Annotated in this window: 19 protein-coding genes; 6 read left to right on the forward strand and 13 right to left on the reverse strand. The window is 53.8% G+C overall.

Translation table 11 applies throughout. The features are described from left to right. Positions 1-68 precede the first annotated feature (68 nt). Positions 69-1,460: an FAD-dependent oxidoreductase gene (locus tag CES87_RS22270; RefSeq protein WP_128607800.1), complete on the forward strand. Its 1,392-nt coding sequence runs from the start codon at positions 69-71 to the stop codon at positions 1,458-1,460. 62 nt (positions 1,461-1,522) lie between these two features. On the opposite strand, the gene CES87_RS22275 is transcribed toward CES87_RS22270, so the two are convergent. Then, positions 1,523-2,950 carry a type VI secretion system Vgr family protein gene (locus tag CES87_RS22275; RefSeq protein ID WP_128607801.1) on the reverse strand — a complete coding sequence of 476 codons (1,428 nt, stop codon included), beginning with the start codon at positions 2,948-2,950 and terminating at the stop codon, positions 1,523-1,525. Positions 2,951-3,169: 219 nt separating this feature from the next. On the opposite strand from CES87_RS22275, the gene CES87_RS22280 reads away from it, so the two are divergent. Beyond that, complete coding sequence (locus tag CES87_RS22280; RefSeq protein WP_128607802.1) at positions 3,170-3,874, forward strand: YebC/PmpR family DNA-binding transcriptional regulator; 705 nt, start codon at positions 3,170-3,172, stop codon at positions 3,872-3,874. A 127-nt stretch (positions 3,875-4,001) separates the two neighbouring features. Here the strand turns inward: CES87_RS22280 and CES87_RS22285 are convergent, their stop codons facing one another. From CES87_RS22285 to CES87_RS22300, 4 genes are all read right to left on the reverse strand, one after another. After that, a complete protein-coding gene (locus tag CES87_RS22285; RefSeq protein WP_128607803.1) occupies positions 4,002-5,306 on the reverse strand; it encodes a leucine-rich repeat-containing protein kinase family protein in 1,305 nt (434 codons plus the stop codon). A 178-nt stretch (positions 5,307-5,484) separates the two neighbouring features. Next, a complete protein-coding gene (gene zapE / locus CES87_RS22290; RefSeq protein ID WP_128607804.1) occupies positions 5,485-6,612 on the reverse strand; it encodes a cell division protein ZapE in 1,128 nt (375 codons plus the stop codon). A 170-nt stretch (positions 6,613-6,782) separates the two neighbouring features. Then, positions 6,783-7,571, reverse strand: coding sequence for an anti-sigma factor (locus CES87_RS22295; RefSeq protein WP_128607805.1), 789 nt, complete (start codon positions 7,569-7,571; stop codon positions 6,783-6,785). Next, positions 7,531-8,037, reverse strand: a complete 507-nt coding sequence (locus CES87_RS22300; RefSeq protein WP_128607806.1) for a sigma-70 family RNA polymerase sigma factor — start codon at positions 8,035-8,037, stop codon at positions 7,531-7,533. Before CES87_RS22300 ends, CES87_RS22295 begins: the two co-directional genes overlap by 41 nt. A 156-nt stretch (positions 8,038-8,193) precedes the next feature. Between CES87_RS22300 and CES87_RS22305 the strand changes: the two genes are divergently transcribed. From CES87_RS22305 to CES87_RS22315, 3 genes are all read left to right on the forward strand, one after another. After that, positions 8,194-9,279: a catalase family peroxidase gene (locus CES87_RS22305; protein ID WP_128607807.1), complete on the forward strand. Its 1,086-nt coding sequence runs from the start codon at positions 8,194-8,196 to the stop codon at positions 9,277-9,279. Beyond that, positions 9,276-9,821 (forward strand): cytochrome b, encoded by a 546-nt coding sequence (locus CES87_RS22310; RefSeq protein ID WP_128607808.1) that lies wholly within the window; start codon positions 9,276-9,278, stop codon positions 9,819-9,821. The genes CES87_RS22305 and CES87_RS22310 overlap by 4 nt, the downstream gene beginning before the upstream one ends. A 165-nt stretch (positions 9,822-9,986) precedes the next feature. Continuing rightward, a complete protein-coding gene (locus CES87_RS22315; RefSeq protein ID WP_128607809.1) occupies positions 9,987-11,357 on the forward strand; it encodes a hypothetical protein in 1,371 nt (456 codons plus the stop codon). A 55-nt stretch (positions 11,358-11,412) separates the two neighbouring features. On the opposite strand, the gene CES87_RS22320 is transcribed toward CES87_RS22315, so the two are convergent. The 8 genes from CES87_RS22320 to CES87_RS22355 all read right to left on the reverse strand — a co-directional run bounded on the left by CES87_RS22320 (position 11,413) and on the right by CES87_RS22355 (position 19,301). After that, complete coding sequence (locus tag CES87_RS22320) at positions 11,413-12,561, reverse strand: M14-type cytosolic carboxypeptidase (RefSeq protein ID WP_128607810.1); 1,149 nt, start codon at positions 12,559-12,561, stop codon at positions 11,413-11,415. Between the two features lie 594 nt (positions 12,562-13,155). After that, complete coding sequence (locus CES87_RS22325) at positions 13,156-13,497, reverse strand: DUF6124 family protein (protein WP_128607811.1); 342 nt, start codon at positions 13,495-13,497, stop codon at positions 13,156-13,158. A gap of 321 nt (positions 13,498-13,818) precedes the next feature. After that, positions 13,819-15,678 carry a hypothetical protein gene (locus tag CES87_RS22330; RefSeq protein ID WP_128607812.1) on the reverse strand — a complete coding sequence of 620 codons (1,860 nt, stop codon included), beginning with the start codon at positions 15,676-15,678 and terminating at the stop codon, positions 13,819-13,821. A gap of 98 nt (positions 15,679-15,776) precedes the next feature. Further along, on the reverse strand, positions 15,777-16,706 hold the full coding sequence (locus CES87_RS22335) for a TniB family NTP-binding protein (RefSeq protein ID WP_128607813.1): 930 nt from the start codon (positions 16,704-16,706) through the stop codon (positions 15,777-15,779). Beyond that, positions 16,699-17,325, reverse strand: coding sequence for a hypothetical protein (locus CES87_RS22340; RefSeq protein WP_128607814.1), 627 nt, complete (start codon positions 17,323-17,325; stop codon positions 16,699-16,701). Before CES87_RS22340 ends, CES87_RS22335 begins: the two co-directional genes overlap by 8 nt. A 107-nt stretch (positions 17,326-17,432) precedes the next feature. Next, complete coding sequence (locus CES87_RS22345; RefSeq protein WP_128607815.1) at positions 17,433-18,050, reverse strand: DDE-type integrase/transposase/recombinase; 618 nt, start codon at positions 18,048-18,050, stop codon at positions 17,433-17,435. 169 nt (positions 18,051-18,219) lie between these two features. Further along, complete coding sequence (locus CES87_RS22350) at positions 18,220-18,651, reverse strand: hypothetical protein (RefSeq protein WP_128607816.1); 432 nt, start codon at positions 18,649-18,651, stop codon at positions 18,220-18,222. Next, positions 18,648-19,301 (reverse strand): TnsA endonuclease N-terminal domain-containing protein, encoded by a 654-nt coding sequence (locus CES87_RS22355; RefSeq protein WP_128607817.1) that lies wholly within the window; start codon positions 19,299-19,301, stop codon positions 18,648-18,650. Before CES87_RS22355 ends, CES87_RS22350 begins: the two co-directional genes overlap by 4 nt. A 719-nt stretch (positions 19,302-20,020) precedes the next feature. Here CES87_RS22355 and CES87_RS22360 point away from each other — a divergent pair. After that, positions 20,021-20,620, forward strand: a complete 600-nt coding sequence (locus CES87_RS22360; RefSeq protein ID WP_128607818.1) for a hypothetical protein — start codon at positions 20,021-20,023, stop codon at positions 20,618-20,620. The last annotated feature ends 132 nt before the right edge of the window (positions 20,621-20,752 follow it).

The following is a 20,752-nucleotide window of genomic DNA, read 5'->3' on the forward strand; positions in this document are numbered from 1 at the left end:
CCCTGCCCTTGCCGCCTGCTGCGCTTGCGGCAGGTCGGCGTGTGGGCATCTGACCGGAGATCAACCCCATGAGACCCTTTTGGCTGGACCAGGCCCTGAAGGCTGAAACGTGCGAAACCTGTCCGCCACTGCAAGGCGATGCCCGCGCCGACGTGTGCATCGTCGGCGGCGGCTACACCGGGTTGTGGACTGCGATCATGCTCAAGGAGCAGAACCCTGAACTGGATGTGCTGCTGATCGAAGCGGACATCTGCGGCGCCGGTGCCAGCGGGCGCAATGGTGGCTGTGCATTGTCGTGGTCGGCCAAGTATTTCACCCTTGAACGACTGTTCGGCGTCGAAGAAGCGGTGCGACTGGTCAAGGAATCCGAGCGCAGCATCCACGCCATCGGCGCCTTCTGCGAGCAGTACGCGGTGGACGCCGATTATCGCCTCGACGGTACCCTCTACACCGCCACCAATCGCGCCCAGGTGGGCTCGACCGATGCCGTGATTGCGGCGCTTGAGCGCAACGACATCAACTCGTTCACCCAGCGGCCAGTGGCCGACGTGCAGCGCATGGCTGGCTCGAGTAAACACCTGGAAGGCTGGTTTTCCCCGGCTGCCGCCAGTGTTCAGCCGGGAAAACTGGTGCGCGGCTTGCGCCGGGTCGCCTTGGAATTGGGGGTGAGAATTCATGAAAACACCGCCATGACCGGGTTGGAGGAAGGCAAGACTGCGGGCATTCAAACCGCGAACGGCACCATTCGGGCGGATCGGGTGGTGCTGGCGATGAATGCGTGGATGGCCCGGGCATTCCCGCGGTTCGAACGCAGTGTGGCAATCGTTTCCAGCGACATGCTGATCACCGAACCCCGGCCCGGGCTGCTCAACCAAATCGGTTTGACCAGCGGCGTGACCGTGCTCGATTCGCGGATTTTCGTGCACTACTACCACAACACCCCGGACGGTCGGATCATGCTCGGCAAGGGCGGCAACACCTTCGCCTATGGCGGCCGCATGTTGCCGGTGTTCGATCAGCCGTCGCCTTATGCCGGTCTGTTGCAAAACAGCCTGGCGGATTTTTTCCCGGCCTTTGCCGAGGTCAAGGTCGAGGCGACGTGGAACGGGCCGTCAGACCGTTCGGTCACGGGCCTGCCGTTCTTCGGGCAAATGAGTGCCAGTGGCAATGTGTTCTACGGATTCGGCTACTCCGGCAGTGGGGTCGGGCCGTGCCACATGGGCGGGCAGATTCTCGCGTCTATGGTCCTGGGCCTCGACAACGCCTGGACCCGTTCGCCGCTAGTGAACGGGCCCCTGGGTTTTTTCCCGCCGGAACCGATTCGTTACCTTGGCTCGCTGATGGTACGCAACGCCATTCGCCGCAAGGAGCGCGCCGAGGATCACGGGCGCAGGCCACGGCACTTGGATGTGCGCCTGGCGAAGTTCGCCGCGGCGGCCGGCAAGGCTGATAAGGGCTGAGCCAAGGCTCAGAGCTTCAAGCTTTCAAGCTTTCAAGCTTGTGGCTTGCAGCTTGCGACTAATCAATCAGTGTCCGTGGGCTTGGTCAGCCAGTCGAGCAGCAGACGGGTATCGCTGCGCGGCTCCCGGCAGCGGACGGGCGCAGGCGTGTGGGGTTCCCCCTGGCTTGCGCAAAACACCGGTCGGTCGGCGTCGCCATCGAGGAAACTGACCAGCCCGTCGCTGCCGGCCAGTGGCAACTGCGACAGATCGATACGGTTGTCCGACGCAGCAAGGGCGATCGGTATCCAGAGGCCCTCGAAGTCCTCGGGATCAGCGTCCGGCGCGGGCCATAAGCTGACTTGTATTAGGCCTCGTTCATCCAGCGTCGTCGGTTGCCCGACCTGGCCACACACCCGGGCGAGCTGATAGCCGGGGATGCTCGGTCGGGTCTGCTTGAACCGCGGACGAAACACCGTCGACCAGGGAATGGCGGTGAACTGATTGCGGTAGCGCGGCAGTAGGTCGGACGTATCCGACGCCAGAATCGATCCCTGTCGCCCCTGATGCCGCACCTCAGTCACCAACCATTGATCGTTGAACCCCGGCCGCGGATGTTCAGCCACCTGCACGATGTTCGCGCTGCGCAATTGGTCGTGATTGCTTTGGCCGTGGATTTGCACCTGCTGGCAACGCAGGCGCTCCAAATGCCGGCGGGCGAGTTGGTCGCGATGGCACTGTTCGATAGGGGGCCGGGGCACGGGCGGCATTGTCTGGGCAAAGGGGTGATTGGCCGCTCTGTCGTCATGCCCCTCTGCACCACGGTTTCTGGTATCTGGTCGCTGGGACATAGAGGGCGCGTCATGGCGCTGGAACAATTCACTGATTGTCGGTGGGTTGCCTGCGTCGGGCGCATCGCTATCGAATGGCATCATCAGCGGTTCTTGCGGAAAACTTAAGCAATCTTCGGCGAAAACCAGAACATGAGCGTCGCGATAATGTTCGAAGTGATAGTGAATGCCTTCTTCCTCGCACAGCCGTTGCAGCAGGGCCAGGTCGGTTTCGTCGTACTGAATGCAAAATGGCCGCAGGGGATAGTGCCCGGTCGGCAGCTCAAAGCGATAGCTGCTGTCGGGCAGGTCATGTTCCACCAGCAACTGGCGCAGGATCATCGGCACGCTGAGGTGCGCAAAGACGCGTCGGGATCGGTATCGATCCAGCGCTTGCAGTGCGGGCACCAGCACCAGTTTGTAGGCGACCCGGCGTGGCCCACGATGTTCGCGGCTGACGCTGTTCAGCACGCCATGAATACCCGGACCGTGCCCCAGGCTCAGAAGCACCGGTTGTTGCAGAAAGCGTTCGAGGGGTAGGGCCGGGGCCAGGCCGAGCACCTCGATGTCGAATCGATAGGGTTGATTGAGGGCCTCATGACCGCTGAATTGCACCACCTGCAAACTCAAGTCGTCGTCGAGGAGGGTCAGGGTGAAGGGACTTTCCTTGTCGTTGTGCATCGAATGCGCTTCTGTCATGGATTACGGGGCGAAGAGGGTACGAAACCACAGCACTTTGTAGTCATCGCAAATCGAAGTTTCAGAATCGCCCTACAACGGTTGGTGAAGATGTCGATTGGTGGCGAGAATTTTTGGTCGATTGCCAACTTTAGGCCGTATAAACTTGGCGCCATGCGTCGGCCAATAGATGTCTCGGCGCCACAGATAAGAGAGTGAGTAATGGGCGCACAGTGGAAGGTTAAACACAAAGAAGCGGCATCCAATGCCAAGGGCAAGATCTTCGGCAAACTGGTGAAGGAAATCACCATTGCTGCGCGCAACGGTGCTGATATCGCCACCAACGCACACCTGCGCCTGGTGGTTGAACAGGCCAAGAAAGCTTCGATGCCCAAGGAAACCCTGGATCGCGCCATCAAAAAAGGCGCGGGTTTGCTGGGCGAAACCGTGCAATACCATCGTGTGACCTATGAAGGCTTTGCTCCGCATCAGGTGCCGCTGATCGTTGAGTGCGTGACCGACAATATCAACCGCACCGTCGCTGAAATCCGCGTTGCGTTCCGCAAGGGCCAGTTGGGCGCTTCCGGCTCAGTGGCCTGGGATTTCAACCATGTCGGCATGATCGAAGCCTCGCCGGACACCCCGGATGCCGATCCGGAAATGGCCGCCATCGAAGCCGGCGCCCAGGATTTCGAGCCGGGTGAAGACGGCGCGACCTTGTTCCTGACCGAGCCAACCGACCTTGATGCGGTACAGAAAGCCCTGCCAGAGCAAGGTTTCACTGTGTTGTCGGCCAAGCTGGGCTACCAGCCGAAAAACCCGGTCAGCGGCCTGAGCGACGAGCAGATGGCTGAAGTTGAAGCCTTCCTTGAAGGCCTCGATAACCATGACGATGTGCAGGACATGTTTGTCGGGTTGGCGGGTTAATCTGTTTCTTCAGTGACACCCTCATCGCGGGCAAGCCCGCTCCCACAGTGGTCTCGGTCGTTCACAAATGTTGTGTACACCAAAGAACCTGTGGGAGCGGGCTTGCCCGCGAATGACCGCGAAGCGGTCACAGATTTTCCAACGCTCGAACAATCTCGCTGAACCCCGGCCGCGCCAGCACATCCGGCTGATAGCAGCGCTGCTGCAACGCTTGCAGCCGCAAACGGCTCTCATCGCTCAACCCCGCATCAATCCGCTCCAGCAATTCCCCTAGCAGAATCCCGAACGCTCGTACTTCGATCCGTTGCAGTGCGCGGCTTTCAAGGCTGTCCGCCGTGGCATGGAAAGACGCCGCGCCAAAGTCGCCCAACAGACAATCGCCGTGTTCGTTCCACAAAATATTGTGGCCATAGAGGTCGCCGTGGGTGATGCCCTGGTGGTGCAGGTGCCCGGCCACCGACGCGATGCCACGGGCGATACGCAGGGCGACATCGGCACTGAAACGGGTGTCGTCGGCGTAGACGTCGCGGCTGCAGGACGCCAGGCTCGGCAACGCGGCGAGGTTGCGAAAGTCCGGTTCGATCAACTGCATGACCAGCCCGGCGGTTTGTTGCGGATGATCGACAATCTGCCCTTCAACGCGGATCAGGTTGGGGTGAATGCCAGCGGTGATGCAGGCGTTCATTTCGTGCAACGGCGAGCCGTCGCTGGTCATTTCGCCTTTATAGAGCTTGATGGCAACGGCTGTGGCAGTTTCGTCAGGTTTTACCCATGTGGCCCGATGGATCACGCCCGAAGCGCCTTGACCGAGTTGCTGCTCCAGACGCAGCTGCGGCCAAGGGATGCTTGCGGTTGCTTCGAGGGCGGCTTCGGTTTCCAGCGGATTTCCGGCGTAGGCCAGCCAGGCCAGGCTCGGCAGCGACAGCAGCCATTGAGGCAACTCGGTCAGGCAGTTGGCGGCGATGCGGATCAACTCGAGTCGATGGCAGTTGCGTAGACTCTCGGGCAAGTCCTGCAAGCGATTTCCCGCCAGCATGAGTTTTTGCAGGTGCGGGCGCTCACCCAGTTCGGTCGGCAGGGACTCGATGCGATTATCGGTGAGGATCAGCCAGCGCAGCATTGGGGGGAGCGCATCACCGGGTACGTGTTCGATGCGGTTGGCCTTGAAGCCAATCATGGTCAGTGCGGTGCAGCGGCCTACGCAAGCGGGCAGTTCGGTAAACAGATTGTCCGAGCAGAACAACACGCGCAAACGGGTCAGTCGATGCAGGTCATCCGGCAGGCTGCTCAGGGCATTGCCGGTGAGGTTGAGCACTTCCAGGGTGTCCGCCAGGTCGAAGATTTCCCGGGGAAACTCGGTCAGGCCGCAGCTGAGGTCCAGGCGAGTGATGCCTGTCAACGTGCCGGCGCGTAGTTGTGCAAGGGTGTGCATGGACGGGTCCGCTATCGATCGAAGGAATGGGCGGCATGATAGCGGGAAAAAAGTGTTGTCTGTCAGGCCGTCATCGCGAGCAGGCTCACTCCTACATTGAACCGCGTTCGTTGAGACAACTCGGTCAACTGTGGGAGTGAGCCTGCTCGCGATAGCGGTTGCAGTCGCACCACAAAACTTAGGGTTCCCGCACTTCCACCAACTGCCCCAACCGACTCCGCGTTCGCGCCAGGTCGATGGCATCGCCACCCAGGCTTTCACGCAACGAGCGCTGGCCGAGCAATATCAGGTGCTTGTCCTGATCGTACAAAACGTCCACCAGATTGATGAAGCGCTGCTGAGCGGCAATAGAACAGTCGGCCAGGTTGGGCAGTTCGTCGATGATCCAGTGATCGAAGCGCCGGCACAGCTCCAGGTAATCCATGACCGCAGTAGGGTGGTCGCACAGATCGCTGAAGGTAAAACCGATGGTGCGTCCTTCGCAGTAGCGTGCAGACAGATGGCGCGTGCCGACCGTCAGGGCAACGGCCGGCGCATCGAAGGCGAGCAGTTTCAATGCCTGACGCTGCGCCTGCGTGCCGGGCCAGACGTACTGGCCCTGGGTAAACAGTTGTTGCGCGTGGGTTCTGGCCTGACTGCGGTAGTCGTGTGGCCCGCCGACTTCCATCACCTGCATGCGCGTGTTGATCAGGTCGATCACCGGTTTGAAACGCGCGTGGTACAGCGGGTTGGGCAACAGGCCTTCCGGCGGGTAATTGGAGGTGACCAGCAGCAGGATGCCACGGCCGAACAATGCCTTGAACAGCCGCGTGATCAGCATCGCATCGCCGATGTCATGGACGTGGAACTCGTCGAAGCACAGCACCCGGCAATCGCACAGCAATTCATCGAGGGTGGTCGTCAGCGCATTGGCTTGATCGCGATGACGGAACATCCCCTGGTGCAACCTGGCAAAAAACTCGTGAAAGTGCAGGCGCTGTTTTTCCGCAAGGGGGATGGCCTGGAAGAAACCGTCGAGCAGCCAGCTCTTGCCGCGGCCCACTGCGCCATGCAGGTAAAGACCCGGCAAGGTTTTCGCCTCGGCACCCAGCAGCGTCGAGGCGTACTGTGCCATGCACTCGATCACGCGTTGCTGGCTGAGGCTGAGGGTGTAACCCTGGGAATGGGCCTTGTGGTGAAAGTAGTCATGGATGACCCGGCCACTCGCGGCGCTGCTGGTCGACGTCGTCGATGCCCTGCCGAAGAGGCGGCGCAACGATGGCCAGCGCGGTGTAAGTCGCGAACGGTTAGGCGGTCGAACGGACACTGTGATGTCACCCCGTGATCTTCAGGCTCCCCGAGCCGCGGCGGCATAGTGTAACCAGAGGTGGGAAAAGTCTGTAGGAGAAAAGCTTGCCAGCCAAGGCGGCCTTCCAGTCGAAAGACGTGTTTCTGATCCACCGCTTTCGCTGGCAAGCCAGCTCCTACAGGGGGTGGTCAGAACTGTGTGGTCTGCCTGAGCATCTGCGCCGCCGGGGTATCCGTCGGGCTGACCATCGCATAGTTGTAGCCGCCACCTGACCAATACTCGGCCTGCAACCCGCCATCACTGCGACTGCCCCTGGGCAACAGGAAATTCTTCGGTCCCGGTGGACGCACGTAGAAGCTGATCTTGTGTCCGCCCTGGTCCTCATAAACCACCATCGCCGCCGGCCCTTGCTCGGTGCTGAGCAAGCGCCCGCTCACCGGTTTGAATCCGGCGCCGGCAAGGTCGGGCAAGCGATTGGCCTGGATGAAATAACGGTCGAGCCAGTCCTGCATGTCGCCGTCATCGCGGGTCTTATAGTCGGCCGGCAGGAGCCCTTGCTGGGCAATCAGGCGATAGGCCTGCAGGGCGTCGGTCATCGGAAGCGGGGGGCTCGCGAGGGTCATTTCCCGGGCCTGCCAACCGCTGAACCCGCCGACGCTGACGGCAATCAGCAACACCGCGGCGCTGGCGAGGTGGCGTCGGGATTGGCGTTTCAGGCGCTGACGAATCAGTGCCGGATCGAGATCCGGATTGGCCGGTTGCTGCAAGGCACCACTCAGGGCCGCGCGCAGTTGCTGGGCGTCCTGTTGCCAGGCGCGAACCTGTGCGGAAATTTGCGGATTGCTGGCGAGAAAAGTCTCCACCAGCTGTCGGTCGTCCTCGCTGAGTTGGTGGTCGACGTAGGCGTGCAGGTCACGCTCGCTTGGGGCATGCTGATCATTTGAGTCTCCGCAGAGCAGGGCGGGTGATTTCACCATCGCTGAGTTGGCGCAGGGCCTGGCGGGCCCGGGACAGGCGGGACATCACGGTGCCGGTGGGTACGTCGAGAATCTCGGCGACCTCTTTGTAACTCAGGCCTTCTACCGATACCCAGAGCAATAGTGCGCGCTGTTCGGTGGGCAGTTGGTCGAAGGCGTTGAGGGTCGATTGGGCGATCACGGTGCGCTCCACCGAAGGCTGCGCATCATCGCGCCCGGTAAAGAATTCGAGCATTCGCGCATACCGACGGGAGCGCCGGTGCGCATCGAGAAACTGTCGATACAAAATCGCAAACAGCCAGGCGCGTAAGTCGCCTTCGGGCCGTTTGTCGCCCCAGCTCGACAGCGCGCGCTCCAGGCACGACTGCACCAGATCGTCGGCGCTGCTGGAATTGCGCGTCAGCGATACGGCGAAGCGGCGCAACCTGGGAATGATTTCTCTCAGTTGTTCGTCGATATCGTTCATGAATTTTCGGCCAGTACTACGCTTGGTCCAGGAAGACGCTTGGCGTTGGAGGTTATTCCACGCCTGAAAAAATAAATACCGCACGAAGGAATAAACCGTTGTGCGGTTCGTCTGCCTGATTCTTCTCACTTGTGGCCGATGGCCCTGGAGTCTTTCATGGTAGATCGATCATCACCGCCCACCCGGCCACCCTTGAGCGCCGCCAGCCTCACGTTGCGTCTGGCGGGCATTGCCGTGGTCGTCGCCGCAGTGGCCGGGGCCTTTGCCTACGTCAACGGCACCTTTGACCCACAGCGCCTGACGCCGAAAAAGCTGGTCAATGTGCTGGAGACCAACAACGGCGTGCATCCCGGATTCCGGCGTAATCATGCCAAAGGCGTGTGCGTGATCGGCCATTTTGAGAGCAGCGGCGAGGCACGCAGTTATTCCACCGCGCAGGTATTCAATGAGGCGCGCACGCCGGTGGTCGGTCGTTTCGCCTTGCCGGCGGGTAATCCCTACGCGCCGGATAGCGCAGTGCCGATCCGCAGCCTGGCGTTGCGCTTCACTCAGGCCAACGGCCAGCAATGGCGCACCGGGATGAACAGCATGCCGATGTTCCCGGTGGGCACACCCGAGGCGTTCTATCAATTGCAGCAGGCCCAGTCGCCCGTTCCCGCTACCGGTAAACCGGACCCCGCTGCGGTGCCGGCGTTCTTCGGCTCGCATCCGGAAGCTGCACCGTTCCTGGCCTGGATCAAGACCGCCAAACCCTCGGCCAGTTACGTGACGCAAACCTACAACAGCGTCAATGCGTTTTATCTGGTCAACGCCGCCGGGCAGCGCCAAGCGGTACGCTGGAGCATGGTGCCAGTGGCACAGGACGCTCCGGGCGCCGCGGCACCGGAGGGCGGCGATTTCCTCGAAAAAGACCTGGTGCAACGCATAGCCGCAGGCCCTCTGCGCTGGCAACTGAACATCACCCTGGCCAACCCCGGCGACCCGGTCAACGACGCCAGCAAGGCCTGGCCCGAGGGGCGCAAGGTGTTGAATGCCGGCACGCTGGTGGTGGAAAAAACTCAGCCACAACTCAACGGTGAGTGCCGCGACATCAACTACGACCCGCTGGTGCTGCCTGCCGGCATCGAAGGCTCCGACGACCCGTTACTCGCCGCTCGTTCAGCCGGTTACGCCAATTCCTACCTGCGTCGCACCAGCGAAGTCAGCCAATTGCCCGCCGCCAAACAGGAGGCCCAGCAATGAGCACTCAACCCAATCATTTCGCTCCCCTGGCGCGCCTGCTGCACTGGCTGATGGCGTTGATGATCGTCGCCATGCTGTTTATAGGCGCAGGCATGGTCGCCTCGGTGTCCGAACGCCATGAATGGCTGATCCACCTGCACAAGCCCTTGGGCGTTGCGATTCTGTTGCTGGTGATCGTGCGCCTGGCCGTGCGTTTTTCTACCCGGCAACCGCCATTGCCGGCGGACCTGCCGGGTTGGCAAGCGCTGGCAGCCAAGGCGTCGCATGTGTTGCTGTATGCCTTGATGCTGATTTTGCCGTTGCTCGGTTGGGCGATGATTTCGGCGTCGGGCGAACCAGTGATGCTCAGCACTTCGTTGCAGTTGCCGTCGATTGTGCCGGCGAATGCGCAGGTGTTTGCGTTCCTGCGCAAGGCTCATGGGTATCTGGCGTATTTGCTGTTTTTGACGGTGCTGTTGCATTTGGCGGCGGCGTTGTTTCACGGTTGGGTGCGTCGTGATGGGGTGTTGGAGAGTATGTTGCGGGGGAAGGATCGTGATTGATCCGATACAAAAAATGCACTTGCTTTCAACCTGAAACCAGTTTGTCAACCTGTCAACTTTGCAGTTACGCTTTCCGGAAATAGTACGTTTAATGTTCAAAGACTGCAGTGGCTCCGGATGGGACCAGTCGATCAACATTGAATGTGCCATTTCTGGAGAAACGCTATGTTCAAGATTTCAGATCTGAAGTGGGGGCGATGGATTGTACCTGCGGCTTGCAGTGTTTCGCTGGCGGGGTTACTTGTTGGGTGTACACACCCGCCGTCTGATCCTGGGGAGATGGAAACACGAGTAATCGAGAATTTTGCCGGTAAGACACCCGTAGAGTTGTACGCCGACTTGATCGGGCCGGGAGTATTTGAGCAGTCGGCGTCTTATGACAGTGATGGTTATCAGGTTGTAAGTGGAAACTTGCGAATGAAAGATAACTCAATGGGGTATCTGATCGATGTTCGCTCACCGGACGGGAGCCATTTTGCCTTCGTTGGAGGCCCGGGTAAAGATGGAGTGGTGAAGCTCACTAAAAACGGAGAACGAACCTTCGTGCCCTCACCGCCAGACGATGATGAACCCTTGCGAGATGATGTTGTCGAGGGGGGCGAAGAGGGTGAAGTGAAGTTCTCGACCTCACCGGAAGATAAAACAGTATCGCCACGTGCTCCTGTAGTTATTGACGTGTTAGCGGTCTATGCCCGAAGCGCGGTTAATTCCTTGGTTGTTGATCGAGATCTTAACGCTGATGCTCGAGCAAGATTGGAAACTGTAAATTTGTCACTTCGAAACGCCCGGATTAACGACATTTCCCTGAGGTTGGCCAAGACTGTAATTCATGAAGAGAGCCTTAAAGTGACTGGCGGAACATTAGGGCAAATGCGAGGGTTGTTTGGCAAAGCGGCAAAAGATAACGGGGCAGACCTTATAGCCCTATTCGTTGAAACTGATTCTTATGTATGTTGTGGCTATCCAAGGGGAAAAGCGTTCATGCCTGGAAGAATCTCCATCAGTTCGGTTGCACGTAGGTGGATTTTTCCTCATGAAATCGGCCACAACGTCGGTGGCCTTCATTGCGCTGGCGATCGTCGGGGCTATGCAAACGGATATATGAAAAGTGCTCAATGTTTGGACAAGCAAATGTATTATTCAGGATTGATAGGCTGGGAGCCTGGTGATCCCGTCCAGGGTAATTGGGCTGATGCCGATATGGCAAGAAAGTGGACAGAGCAAAAATACCGCATGGCCTCTTATGAGCCGCCTTATCCACCAAAACCCCAGTTTCAAGAGTTAGCACCTGAAAACTTCAAAGGAATTCCAGGTAAAGGCAGCATTCAGTTTTCTTGGGCGCCGATACCTGATGCAGTTGAGTATAAAATAATAAAGACGTTGGGACTTCCACCGGTAGTTGCTACTTCGGTCAACCCAAACTTTCTGCTAGAAGGCCGTCAAGCGACCACCGGGAGATATAGCGTCGAAGGCGTTGATGCGAAAGGCACACTTTCTAAAAGAAGTGTGTATTTAGAAATTGTGGTACCGAAGTAGCATTTGATTAACTGCAACGGACATGGCCTCCTTGAGGCCATGTTTTAAACTTGTGCTAGCGTAAAGTCCCAATCATATCCGTCACCGTCGTCAACACATCCTTGCCCAACTGCTTCGAACGCTTCCCTGACCATCCTGTCAGCGCATTCGGTGCATCATTGTTGTCCTTGAACGGCATTTCCAAAGTCAGCGACAAGCAGTCGAATTTCTGCCCGACGCTGTTGCAGGCCAGGGTCATATTCGCCTTGCCCGGCTCGTCACGGGTATAGCCATGCTTGGTCTGGAAGTCCTTGGTCAGGTGCTTCAGATGGCTGCGGAAGTGTTCTTCGAGTTCTGCGATCCGCGGCGTGTAACCCGGATTGCCTTCGCAACCGGCGGTGAATACGTAGGGGATTTCTTCATCGCCGTGGATGTCGAGGAACAGGTCGACGCCGTACTTTTCCATCTGCTGCTGTACGAAAAAGACTTCCGGGCTGATCTCCTCGCTGGCGCTCTGCCAGGCGCGGTTCAAGTCCTGGCCCATGGCGTTGGTGCGCAGGTGGCCGTGGAAAGCGCCGTCCGGGTTCATATTCGGCACTAGGTACAGGTCGGCGCTGGCCAGCAGTTTGTTGAGCACCGGGTCATCGTGTTTTTCCAGGCGTTCGATCACGCCTTCCATGAACCACTCGGCCATGTGCTCGCCCGGATGTTGCTGGGCAATGATCCATACCTTGCGGCGGCCGTCGGCACCGGTGCCTTTACGCAGCAGTTGAATGTCACGGCCTTCAACGCTCTTGCCGGTGGCCAGCAGCTCGGTGCCGGCCTTGGTCAGTGCCTGCTCGATCAGCCAGTCGTGGCGGCCACGGCTGTAGGGTTCGAAGTAGGCGAACCAGGCATGGGTTTGCGTGGTTTCGAGGCAGAAGCGCAGGCAGTCGCCTTCGAAGATGGTCGGTACGCGGAACCAGTTGACGTGATCGTAGGAAGCCACCGCCTGATAACCATCCCAGGCTTTGTTGTACGAAGACTGGCTGGCGTTGTTCAGACGAAACCAGTGCTCCTGGCCGACGTGCAGGCCGCTGGCCTTGAAGTGGAACCATTGAAAGTGGTTGCTTTTGGTATCGGGTCGCATGGCCAGCAGCGGCTTGAGCGGGTCGCTGACATCGATCACCTGGATGTTGCCGCTGTCGAAGTTGGCAGTGATGTCGAGAGTTTTAGCCACGGTCAGGGTTCCTGATTAAAGTTTTTATGGCGGCTACTTTACACGCAAGAGAAGGGGGTTAGGAGCGCAGATAAATCGGTTCACCCGCCATGCCGAAGATTTGGTTCGTGGCTTACTGTGGTGGGCTGATTTCTGAGGACTTTGCGATCGATGATCGCCAGGACGTGCAGAGCGGATGACGGGAATATGGGCTTGAAACGGGGGGGGCGTCGTCCTTGACGCCGACGCAGCTTAGAGATTGTGCGATTGACTCTCAAGTGCTATTTGGCATTACTTTGCCCCAATGTTCAAAGGCTTCTCTTGCCAACAAATATTCTTTTGATATCATCCGCGCCATCGAATTTGCGGCACCTACAGACTTCATTAGCCTGAAGCCATAAGCCAGAAAACTGGCAAAAAAAGACCCGGCAAAAAGCCGGGTCAAAAACCGTGATTAGCCTGATGAGGAGATAGTCCAGGAGACCGACCTAAGGTCCCTTGGTCCATCGACTGATCTCGCGACCAGCTGATGCAATAATAATCATTCTCGTTTGCAAGTCAATTGATTTTATCTGCGCGATTGGAAAACTCTTTCCAGTCCTCTCTTTTTACACCCTCGCTTCAACCGTTCTGATGTCTTTCCAATGATCGATCCACCATGGCTTTGGCCATGTCGATCATATGCACCGTCGAAAACGCCAGGTCCCGACTTGCCCCATGCAAATGATTGGCTGACTCGTGCGCTGTTGCAGCAGCGCAACGCAGCAGGTCCGAGGCATGGACCAGCGCCTCCTCGCTGCTGATATTACGGTTTACATCAAAGAAACGTGACTCGACCTGTTCCTCTGAACCAGCCGGTTTCAGGTAGTAGTCCAGTGCGCGCTGAGCGGCGGCCGATCCCTGAGGGGAGGTGAGGGACGTGTCGATTTGCATATCAGGCAGATCGTTAGCGGGTTGGTTCATGGTGATGACAAGCTCCGTGATAGATTCAGATCCGTGAACCAATCCTAGCGACCAGTCTCATTAAATTGTGAACTTGGCCAACGCTCTAGAGCAGTTGCTTAATTATTGGTGTCATTAGTTTGAATTTCAGTGTCAGCAAATTGTGAATTTGTTGACGTTTTTTTCATTTTGAAGCGAATTTTTATATTCTCTGAGTCGAGATTGAATCGGATAAGTTATGCGGTGTGCTTATAAGGGGCGTCTGATTATGAGGCGTAAATGCGCCTCGTCCCATCATCAGAGTGCGGGAAATTTTGGCCTGGTAGATGCAAATGAGGGAAGTTATAAAAGTATATTTCGAGCGTTGCGGAGGCCGTGCTTGCAGGCTAAGATGTCCGAGGTGTAATACAGCAGAATACAACTTGAAAGTGTATGGTTCGTACACCGAAGTTTCCGAATTAATCCGGCTTTAACCATTCTAGTTATTTGGCTTTCGGAGAAATTACCAAGGGAGCAGGCATTTAGTATATTGACATATTTTTCAGTGTTGATACGTATTTTATTTAATATGGTCTTATCATAAAACGTCTCTTGAAGGATGTTCTCAAGGCATGCTGGCTTTTTTCTGAAGAATCGAATGTTGAATTCTCTTGGTGTAGTGTGTAACAGTTTAGTTATTTCAGGTATGGTATAATGGCTGTCACGCCATTTTTTAAATTCTTTCAATAATGCGGTTGGCTGGTCGTCGTTAGGGAGATGCTGTATGTGAGCTATATTTTTTACAAAATGCTGCGGGTTTTTTATCATGCAGGATGCTGTAGAGATTTTTACACTTAGTTGTTTTGCAATGCTCTGCACCCTTAGTCTAATGGTTTTTTTTGTCTTTTGACGGGTAATTGATTTGGTTAGAACAATTATCTGGTTTTTGATCTCGGGTGTTAATAGTTTTCTTGGGTAAATATTTGTTTTGTCACGTGTGAGAACACTGATTTCGATGGATTCGATGTTAAGGCTTTTTATTATTTTTTTCATTGTAAATTGCCTGGCTGTAAGAGAGAGCTCTATAGCCAGTGCCGCGCTGCTTATGTAAATTGAGTTGAAGGTTTTTGTTTGCTTTTTTGATATGAGTGTGACCCTTTTGTTCAATTTTTTTGTTTGCCCGAGCAGTCCGATTTTTATTAGGGCTTTCAGCGGGTTGTTGGGGATGTGTAGTATATTTACGACGTCGCTCAAATGATGAAATCTGGCCCTATAGCCATTTTTATTCTTGGCTTTTATTTTTATTTTTTCAAGTTGGCCATCCACGAAGTCACACATGTTTTGGGATGAGTAGTAGTTTAAAACTCCAGAATGGGTTTTTTTTAATTTCCCACCAGTAACGGCTTCAGATAAGACGGTGGCTGACATTGAAAGATTTTTGTGAAAGAAAGAGGAGGTGAGACCAAGTTGTCTGCAGCAACAATCAGTCGCGCATAGCCTCTTTTCCCACCGAAGTTGTGAGTATAACTCGCTGGCAGTTGCCTGCATCCATTCGTTTTCAGATGTAAGCCAAGGGTGAAATATCGCTATCGGATGCAGCTGTTTATAGGTTTCGAGGTCACCAGTTAAAATGTGGTGTAAAGTTTCCTCACTTTTAAAGCCGATTTGCAATGCTGGGGCCATGAAGTCAAAGTTGCGCATGGTGTCAAGATTGCGGGGCTTTAAGCATTTTAATGCTGCGATCGTTCTGTTGAATATCTCTTGATTCTGCGTGCGGAATAATTGAAGCAATTGGATTGCTGAACTGTTATCACCTAAGGTGACGGGCGATTTTCGAAAATCGTAGCCACATCGGCACAAGCTATCAATTGAGTTTCGCCATTTGTAGGGGCGTTGACACGCCGGGCAATTCCTTAAGTATTCTGCAGCATGGTAGGGACAATACTTAAAATCAGCGATATCTTGGATGTAGCGTGTGTAACCCTCTTCAAGACACATTGGGCAAAACACTTGTGGTCGCCTTAACATCATCCAGGGCACACGCATTCCCTGGACAATGACGTCATCTGATCTGCCTAATGGCTTTTGGGATTGAAAGTAAAAACATTCTTTCAACTCTTGTTGAAGGTTGGGCGCTGCCTTGCAAAACGTCGCACACATCATGCCGTCATTTAGGATCCATTCCCCCATAGTGCGTTCTGTAATTTGGAGGTCTGCGCTCATGTTGAGAATTGAGGAGTATCCATTATGCAAGGCGGTCCTCGTTAGTACGCTGCTTGGGCTTTCCTCAAAAAACGGATTGGCCACAAAGCATAAAGGCCTCAGCATGGTGACTTACTCATCAAGTTGTGAATTGCATGTGAGTCCAGGGTGAACGGATTGTCCTGCGTGGGAAAGCAACAAGGGATGTCTAACTCATCAAAGGCGTCGACGCAGTCTTCTCGTGTTATGGTATTTTCTGGGTTGTTCAGTGATCGTTGAAAAATCTCTAACAGTAAAATGCAAAGTGCATCTAAATTGCCGCCACTGATGACATAGAATGTTCTGAGGGCCTGTTCTCCCATGATGAAAGAATCTGTGCGGAGTGTGCCAATTTTTACCATTTCACCAATTAAGGTAGTGAAAAGTGCCTTGAATTCTGAGTTGTACCCAAGGTTTTTTAGGCGAACTCGGTACGGGTAGCGTCTTGCCAGTTGTGGATGCTTATCTATGATTTCCTCACAGCTTGGCGTGCCGGCCAAAATGATTGGGATAAGCGTGCTGTTCATGAGATTTTTTACCCAGTTACACAATTTCTCGCGGGACTTGTCTGCTCCTTTTTCAAGAAGGTGATGAAACTCATCAAAGATTATGACCTCGACTTGGCATGTTTTGAGTCTAGCGATTATGCGAGATTCAAGTATTTGGTCTCGGGTGTTCTTTGCGATGCCTCCAAGTTGGTCTAGAATTTTAACTGATAATCTGTTAATCGTGCAGTCGGCGGGGATAGGGCAAAGAAGTACAGGGACCTTTTGAAATTCGCCATGTGTTTCAAGGGTGTCAATGGGTTGCCCAATTATATTCAATAAGTGCCCGCATATTGTTGATTTTCCCGTGCCAGAATTGCCCAAGAGTAATACACTGCTGGGTGCTCCACGAACCGTTGATGTGTGTACGCTGTGTAATATTTTTTTTATTGCCTTCTCATACGAGGGGAATAAGACTACAATCTTAGCGAAGGCGTTAAGTTTTTCGTCGATATTTTCACTCATGTTGGTTGCCCTTGTTTATGAGCTTCACTACTGGATAGGTTATAGGCGGTGGAAGATCTTCCAATGGAGTAATTGCCCTTTCAGATTTTCCTACTGACAGGGAGGCTTGTGATACCGAATTGTTGTGAGTGTTTTTTAAGCGTTTATTTTTCAGTGCTTTTTTTTCTGATTTTTTGTTAGTTTTGCTTTTTTTGTATCCAGAACGATTTTTTTGTTGTTCGTAGATTTCCTGAATTTCTGTGTGGATTTCTAAAAGGGCCTGTCGCGCGTGAGCCTCAGAATAGCATTGACGTTTTTTTTTCAGTTCGGCTTGTACCAACTCGTGTTCAAATAGCGTCAAATGATTTTGATAGTTTGGATCGGTAGCAAAAGCTTCAACTTGTTCGGTGGGGCGGTCTGGGTGGGCAACCCAGACTTTTGACAAGTCACTGCTGTCATAATGGACCAACGCTTTTTGATTGGGTTTTAAGCGGTGAGCGATTTCCGATAGTGATGGCCCTGTCCAGCTTAAACCGAGAAGGCGCACCACGCCATTCCGGACTCTGCGAAAAGTCAAACTTCTACATAGTTCGTCCATATCGTTTTTAGAATACCGCTCTGGCGGTAATTGGTGTTCCATTGCAGCCTCCCATGCCATGCGCGGAGATTGATCGAGTCCGGAATGTGGTAGTTCGTGATAGACATCTTTAATCCATCGTGCAAACTTCTCATTTAATTGCTCAATAGTTAGACAGGCTTTTTTTTTGAGTTGTAATCGCCCCGTTCTTGTGGATTTGAGTAAGTAGTACCTGGGATCATATGGATCAATCCAGTGTTCAGCGTCCCAAAGAAACGCTCGATCTGGGCTTTTACATCTGGGCAACCAGGTGGGCCGTAGGTCAGTTCAAAGCCAACGATGTTGGCCAAATTTTGGATGGCTGGATTGGCGGTTTCTACCCCATTGTCTAATCCTACTTCCTCCGAACGTCCACCCGGCTGATTGTCTTCGGAAACCTCAAGGGACATACGAAAGGCACGGAGGGCTTTTTCCGCACAGGGGGGCGTAAACGACAACTCCCAGCCGATAATGCAGCGAGTCATTATTTCGATTAACACGAACAACCAAGGTCGCCCCAGGTTATTACCCTCATCGTCGATCAGTTCAAGATTAACCAGGTGCGAGTCGCCTTGAATCTGCGCCAAGAGGGTGAGCGAAGGTGCATGTTTTAATCCAAATTTATGAGCGTTGTCCGCAAATTTTTTGCCGTGATGTTTAAGGTCCAACAAATATCGGTTGATTTTATTTATGGCTCGATGCACCGAACTCTTTGAGGGGCTATTTAGGAGTGGGGCGTTAGTCAGCATGCGAGTGTTGTTTTCATGTTCGATGTGCGTTTTTATAAATCCATGCAGTATTTTCACACTGGGGTGAGGCCGCTTTAAGTAGAAAGTGTGGATGTGCTCTCTAATGATGGCGTGGACTTCTTCGCCAAGTTGTTTGCCCGAGGGCGATGGCTGGGTTTTTTTAGCAACGCTAGGGGTTATAGTTTGCTGCCTTGTAGCGCCGGAACTTATTATATAGTGTGGTGTAACCGGGTGGTTTCGAGTCGCCACGGCTGGCCGCTAATAACTTAATTGCCTCGATAGTTTGTGCGCGCGGTAATGTGCCCTGAAATTTTTTACCAATGCCCCGTAAATAGTACATGTCTCGCTGTAATGCCTTTGATTGCTCAGTGTCTAAGTTGGTCAGGATGGAAGCAAGTGATTTGTCAATGGGGGCCAGTTGATGAAGGATAACTTCCCCGTTGATTTGTAATACGCGAAACGTGTCGTGTGGAATATACACAAAACGTTTATGTTGAATGGACCGTAGTGATATCTGTGTGGGATCTACGGATACCACTTCATGCAGATCTTGGTACACAAGGTATTGGGCACCGGGACTGACAGGGGAGTTAATATTCATACTGAGGCCTCGATGCGTAAGAGTGTGCATAGGCTCAACGGTTTATTGAGGTCCATCCATATGTCACCTCGTAGGATTGCCTTGGCAACTACAGCCATCGGAGGCGCGGTCGGCTGATGAAGTAGCTCGCCAAGGGTAAGAGGCAAGATATTACGGATTAGTTCAATGAAGTAATTGTATTGTTTGTCGGAGGTGTGCAAAGAGCGGAGGTACAATGTTTTTAAATTAAAGTGTTTTGGCTTTTGTTGGATTTGTCGGTCATCCACTTTCCGAAAGCCATATTTTAGTTTTTTAGCCATTGTTTCAAATGCTTGTAAAACGTCCACATACTCTTGTGGGCACACATCAAAGCTGGGTTTGACCTCTGCAAAGTAATCCTCGTGGCAGTGGCAGCGGACAAAAAAATCGGGGGTGTAATGAGTTTTTTTTCTGCCCAAACGAATCTCAGCCGTTACGGGCTGAAAGAAATAGCTTTTGACGTCTTTATCAGTCTCCAAGTAAATGCAATAAGCGGCTTCGTGGCGGCTCTCGCAGATGATTTGTTTGTTATTTTTTTGCGACGGAAATAGGACAATGTGTTTGCCAAAGTGGGCGCGGCTGAAACTCCTGACCGGTTCTCCATCTTCTGGTCTCCACTCACGATTTAGCATGGGTTGCCTCCTTCAAAAAATAACTGTTTCGAGGATCGATAGCAGTTCGAGACGGCCGAACATGGGCATCTGGAGGCGAAGCCGGCTTTATGACGAAATGCGCAGGTAGCAGACGGCGCATATTTATAATATTTGGCGATATCCAATCCGCTCTTGGGCACTTTTTTCATTGACCGTTCGCGATCGGTTTTGGGGTGTTGGATATAAGCAACGCTACACCTGGGGTTTAAAAAAAACTAACCCCTTAAAACGTGTATTTTGTTTTTGGTTATATCGCTCTAGCTCAGGGGATTCGAATGGAGCACATGAGGGAGGTCGATCAAATTTTGAAACAGTGGCACTGTTCGCACAGGTATTGTGCCTTCGGAGTATGCTAATCGGCCTGCCGCCACTGATCGGGTTCGGGAGAGGGCCTATGGCCAGGCCACAGAGTTCAAAGTGTCAACACTTTCGTGGCATGCTTATTGCCCACGGGCTTGCTGATTTGGTACAGGTGAGCCATACGGGACCTGGGTTGACCCGCTGGTTTGAAGTCGCCTCTGGCGTTCCTAAATATTCGTTTCGCGATAAAATGTTCGGTAAGTATCTGGACGGCTCGCTGCCTTCCCGGAACGATTAGATAAATTCAGGAGTTCTGTCCGGAGGTAAAACACTGGATCCGGCATCCACTCTATTTCGCGTTAAATACTAATTGGGTTAGTCCTGAAGGTTGGGAGGCGTTGATTTATACAGAGGATGGTGGTGAGATTCCCTACGGTGAAACCACTCTCTTTTTCAAATACCTCCCTAAGTTCTGGCACGTGGACGTGGACTTGGCATTTTTACTAATGCTGATTCACAGCGCAGGTTGTCATAAGGAGCGCCTAAGACGTGAATGCTTTTTGTATTTGCCGACGCTCTTTGCAGTAACGTGTCATTTGACGTCGGTGGGATACGTTAAATATATACTGTTCGACCTGATCAGCGAGATACTCGAGTTGGATTCGCCGGGAAGCCTGAAGTTGGCAGGTGGAGGTTGGCCAAAAACATATGCGGAATTCGATGCATTGATAGCGGCATGGGGTGCCTGGATCGATACCGCTCGTTTGGTGGGTTTGGTGTCTTCTAATCAAAGTGCGGCTAAGTTTTCCAGGCTTGTTCAGAAACTGCGTGACGATGAACGAAAACATTTGATTGATACGCTGTCGCTCGCAGCAGGCGAGCATGTATCCATATTTCATTTCCCTATTTTGCGTCGTTTCTATCACGCTATGCGCCGTCATCCGCCTTTTTTATTGAACGTTGGTTATCCTCCTAATCCAAGTCTTCTGGTTAGCTGAGTGGCTGCACGTGAGGAGTCGCCTATTCTAGGCGAGGTGGGCTTTCCATACCTGAACCAATTAACTATTGAATCTTAACCGCCTACAAATTTTGCAGGCTGGTTTCATCAACGTTTCTGCCAGGTGGGCAGG

Origin of the sequence: Pseudomonas sp. ERMR1:02 (genome assembly GCF_002277815.1) — a bacterium.
Classification (GTDB): domain Bacteria; phylum Pseudomonadota; class Gammaproteobacteria; order Pseudomonadales; family Pseudomonadaceae; genus Aquipseudomonas.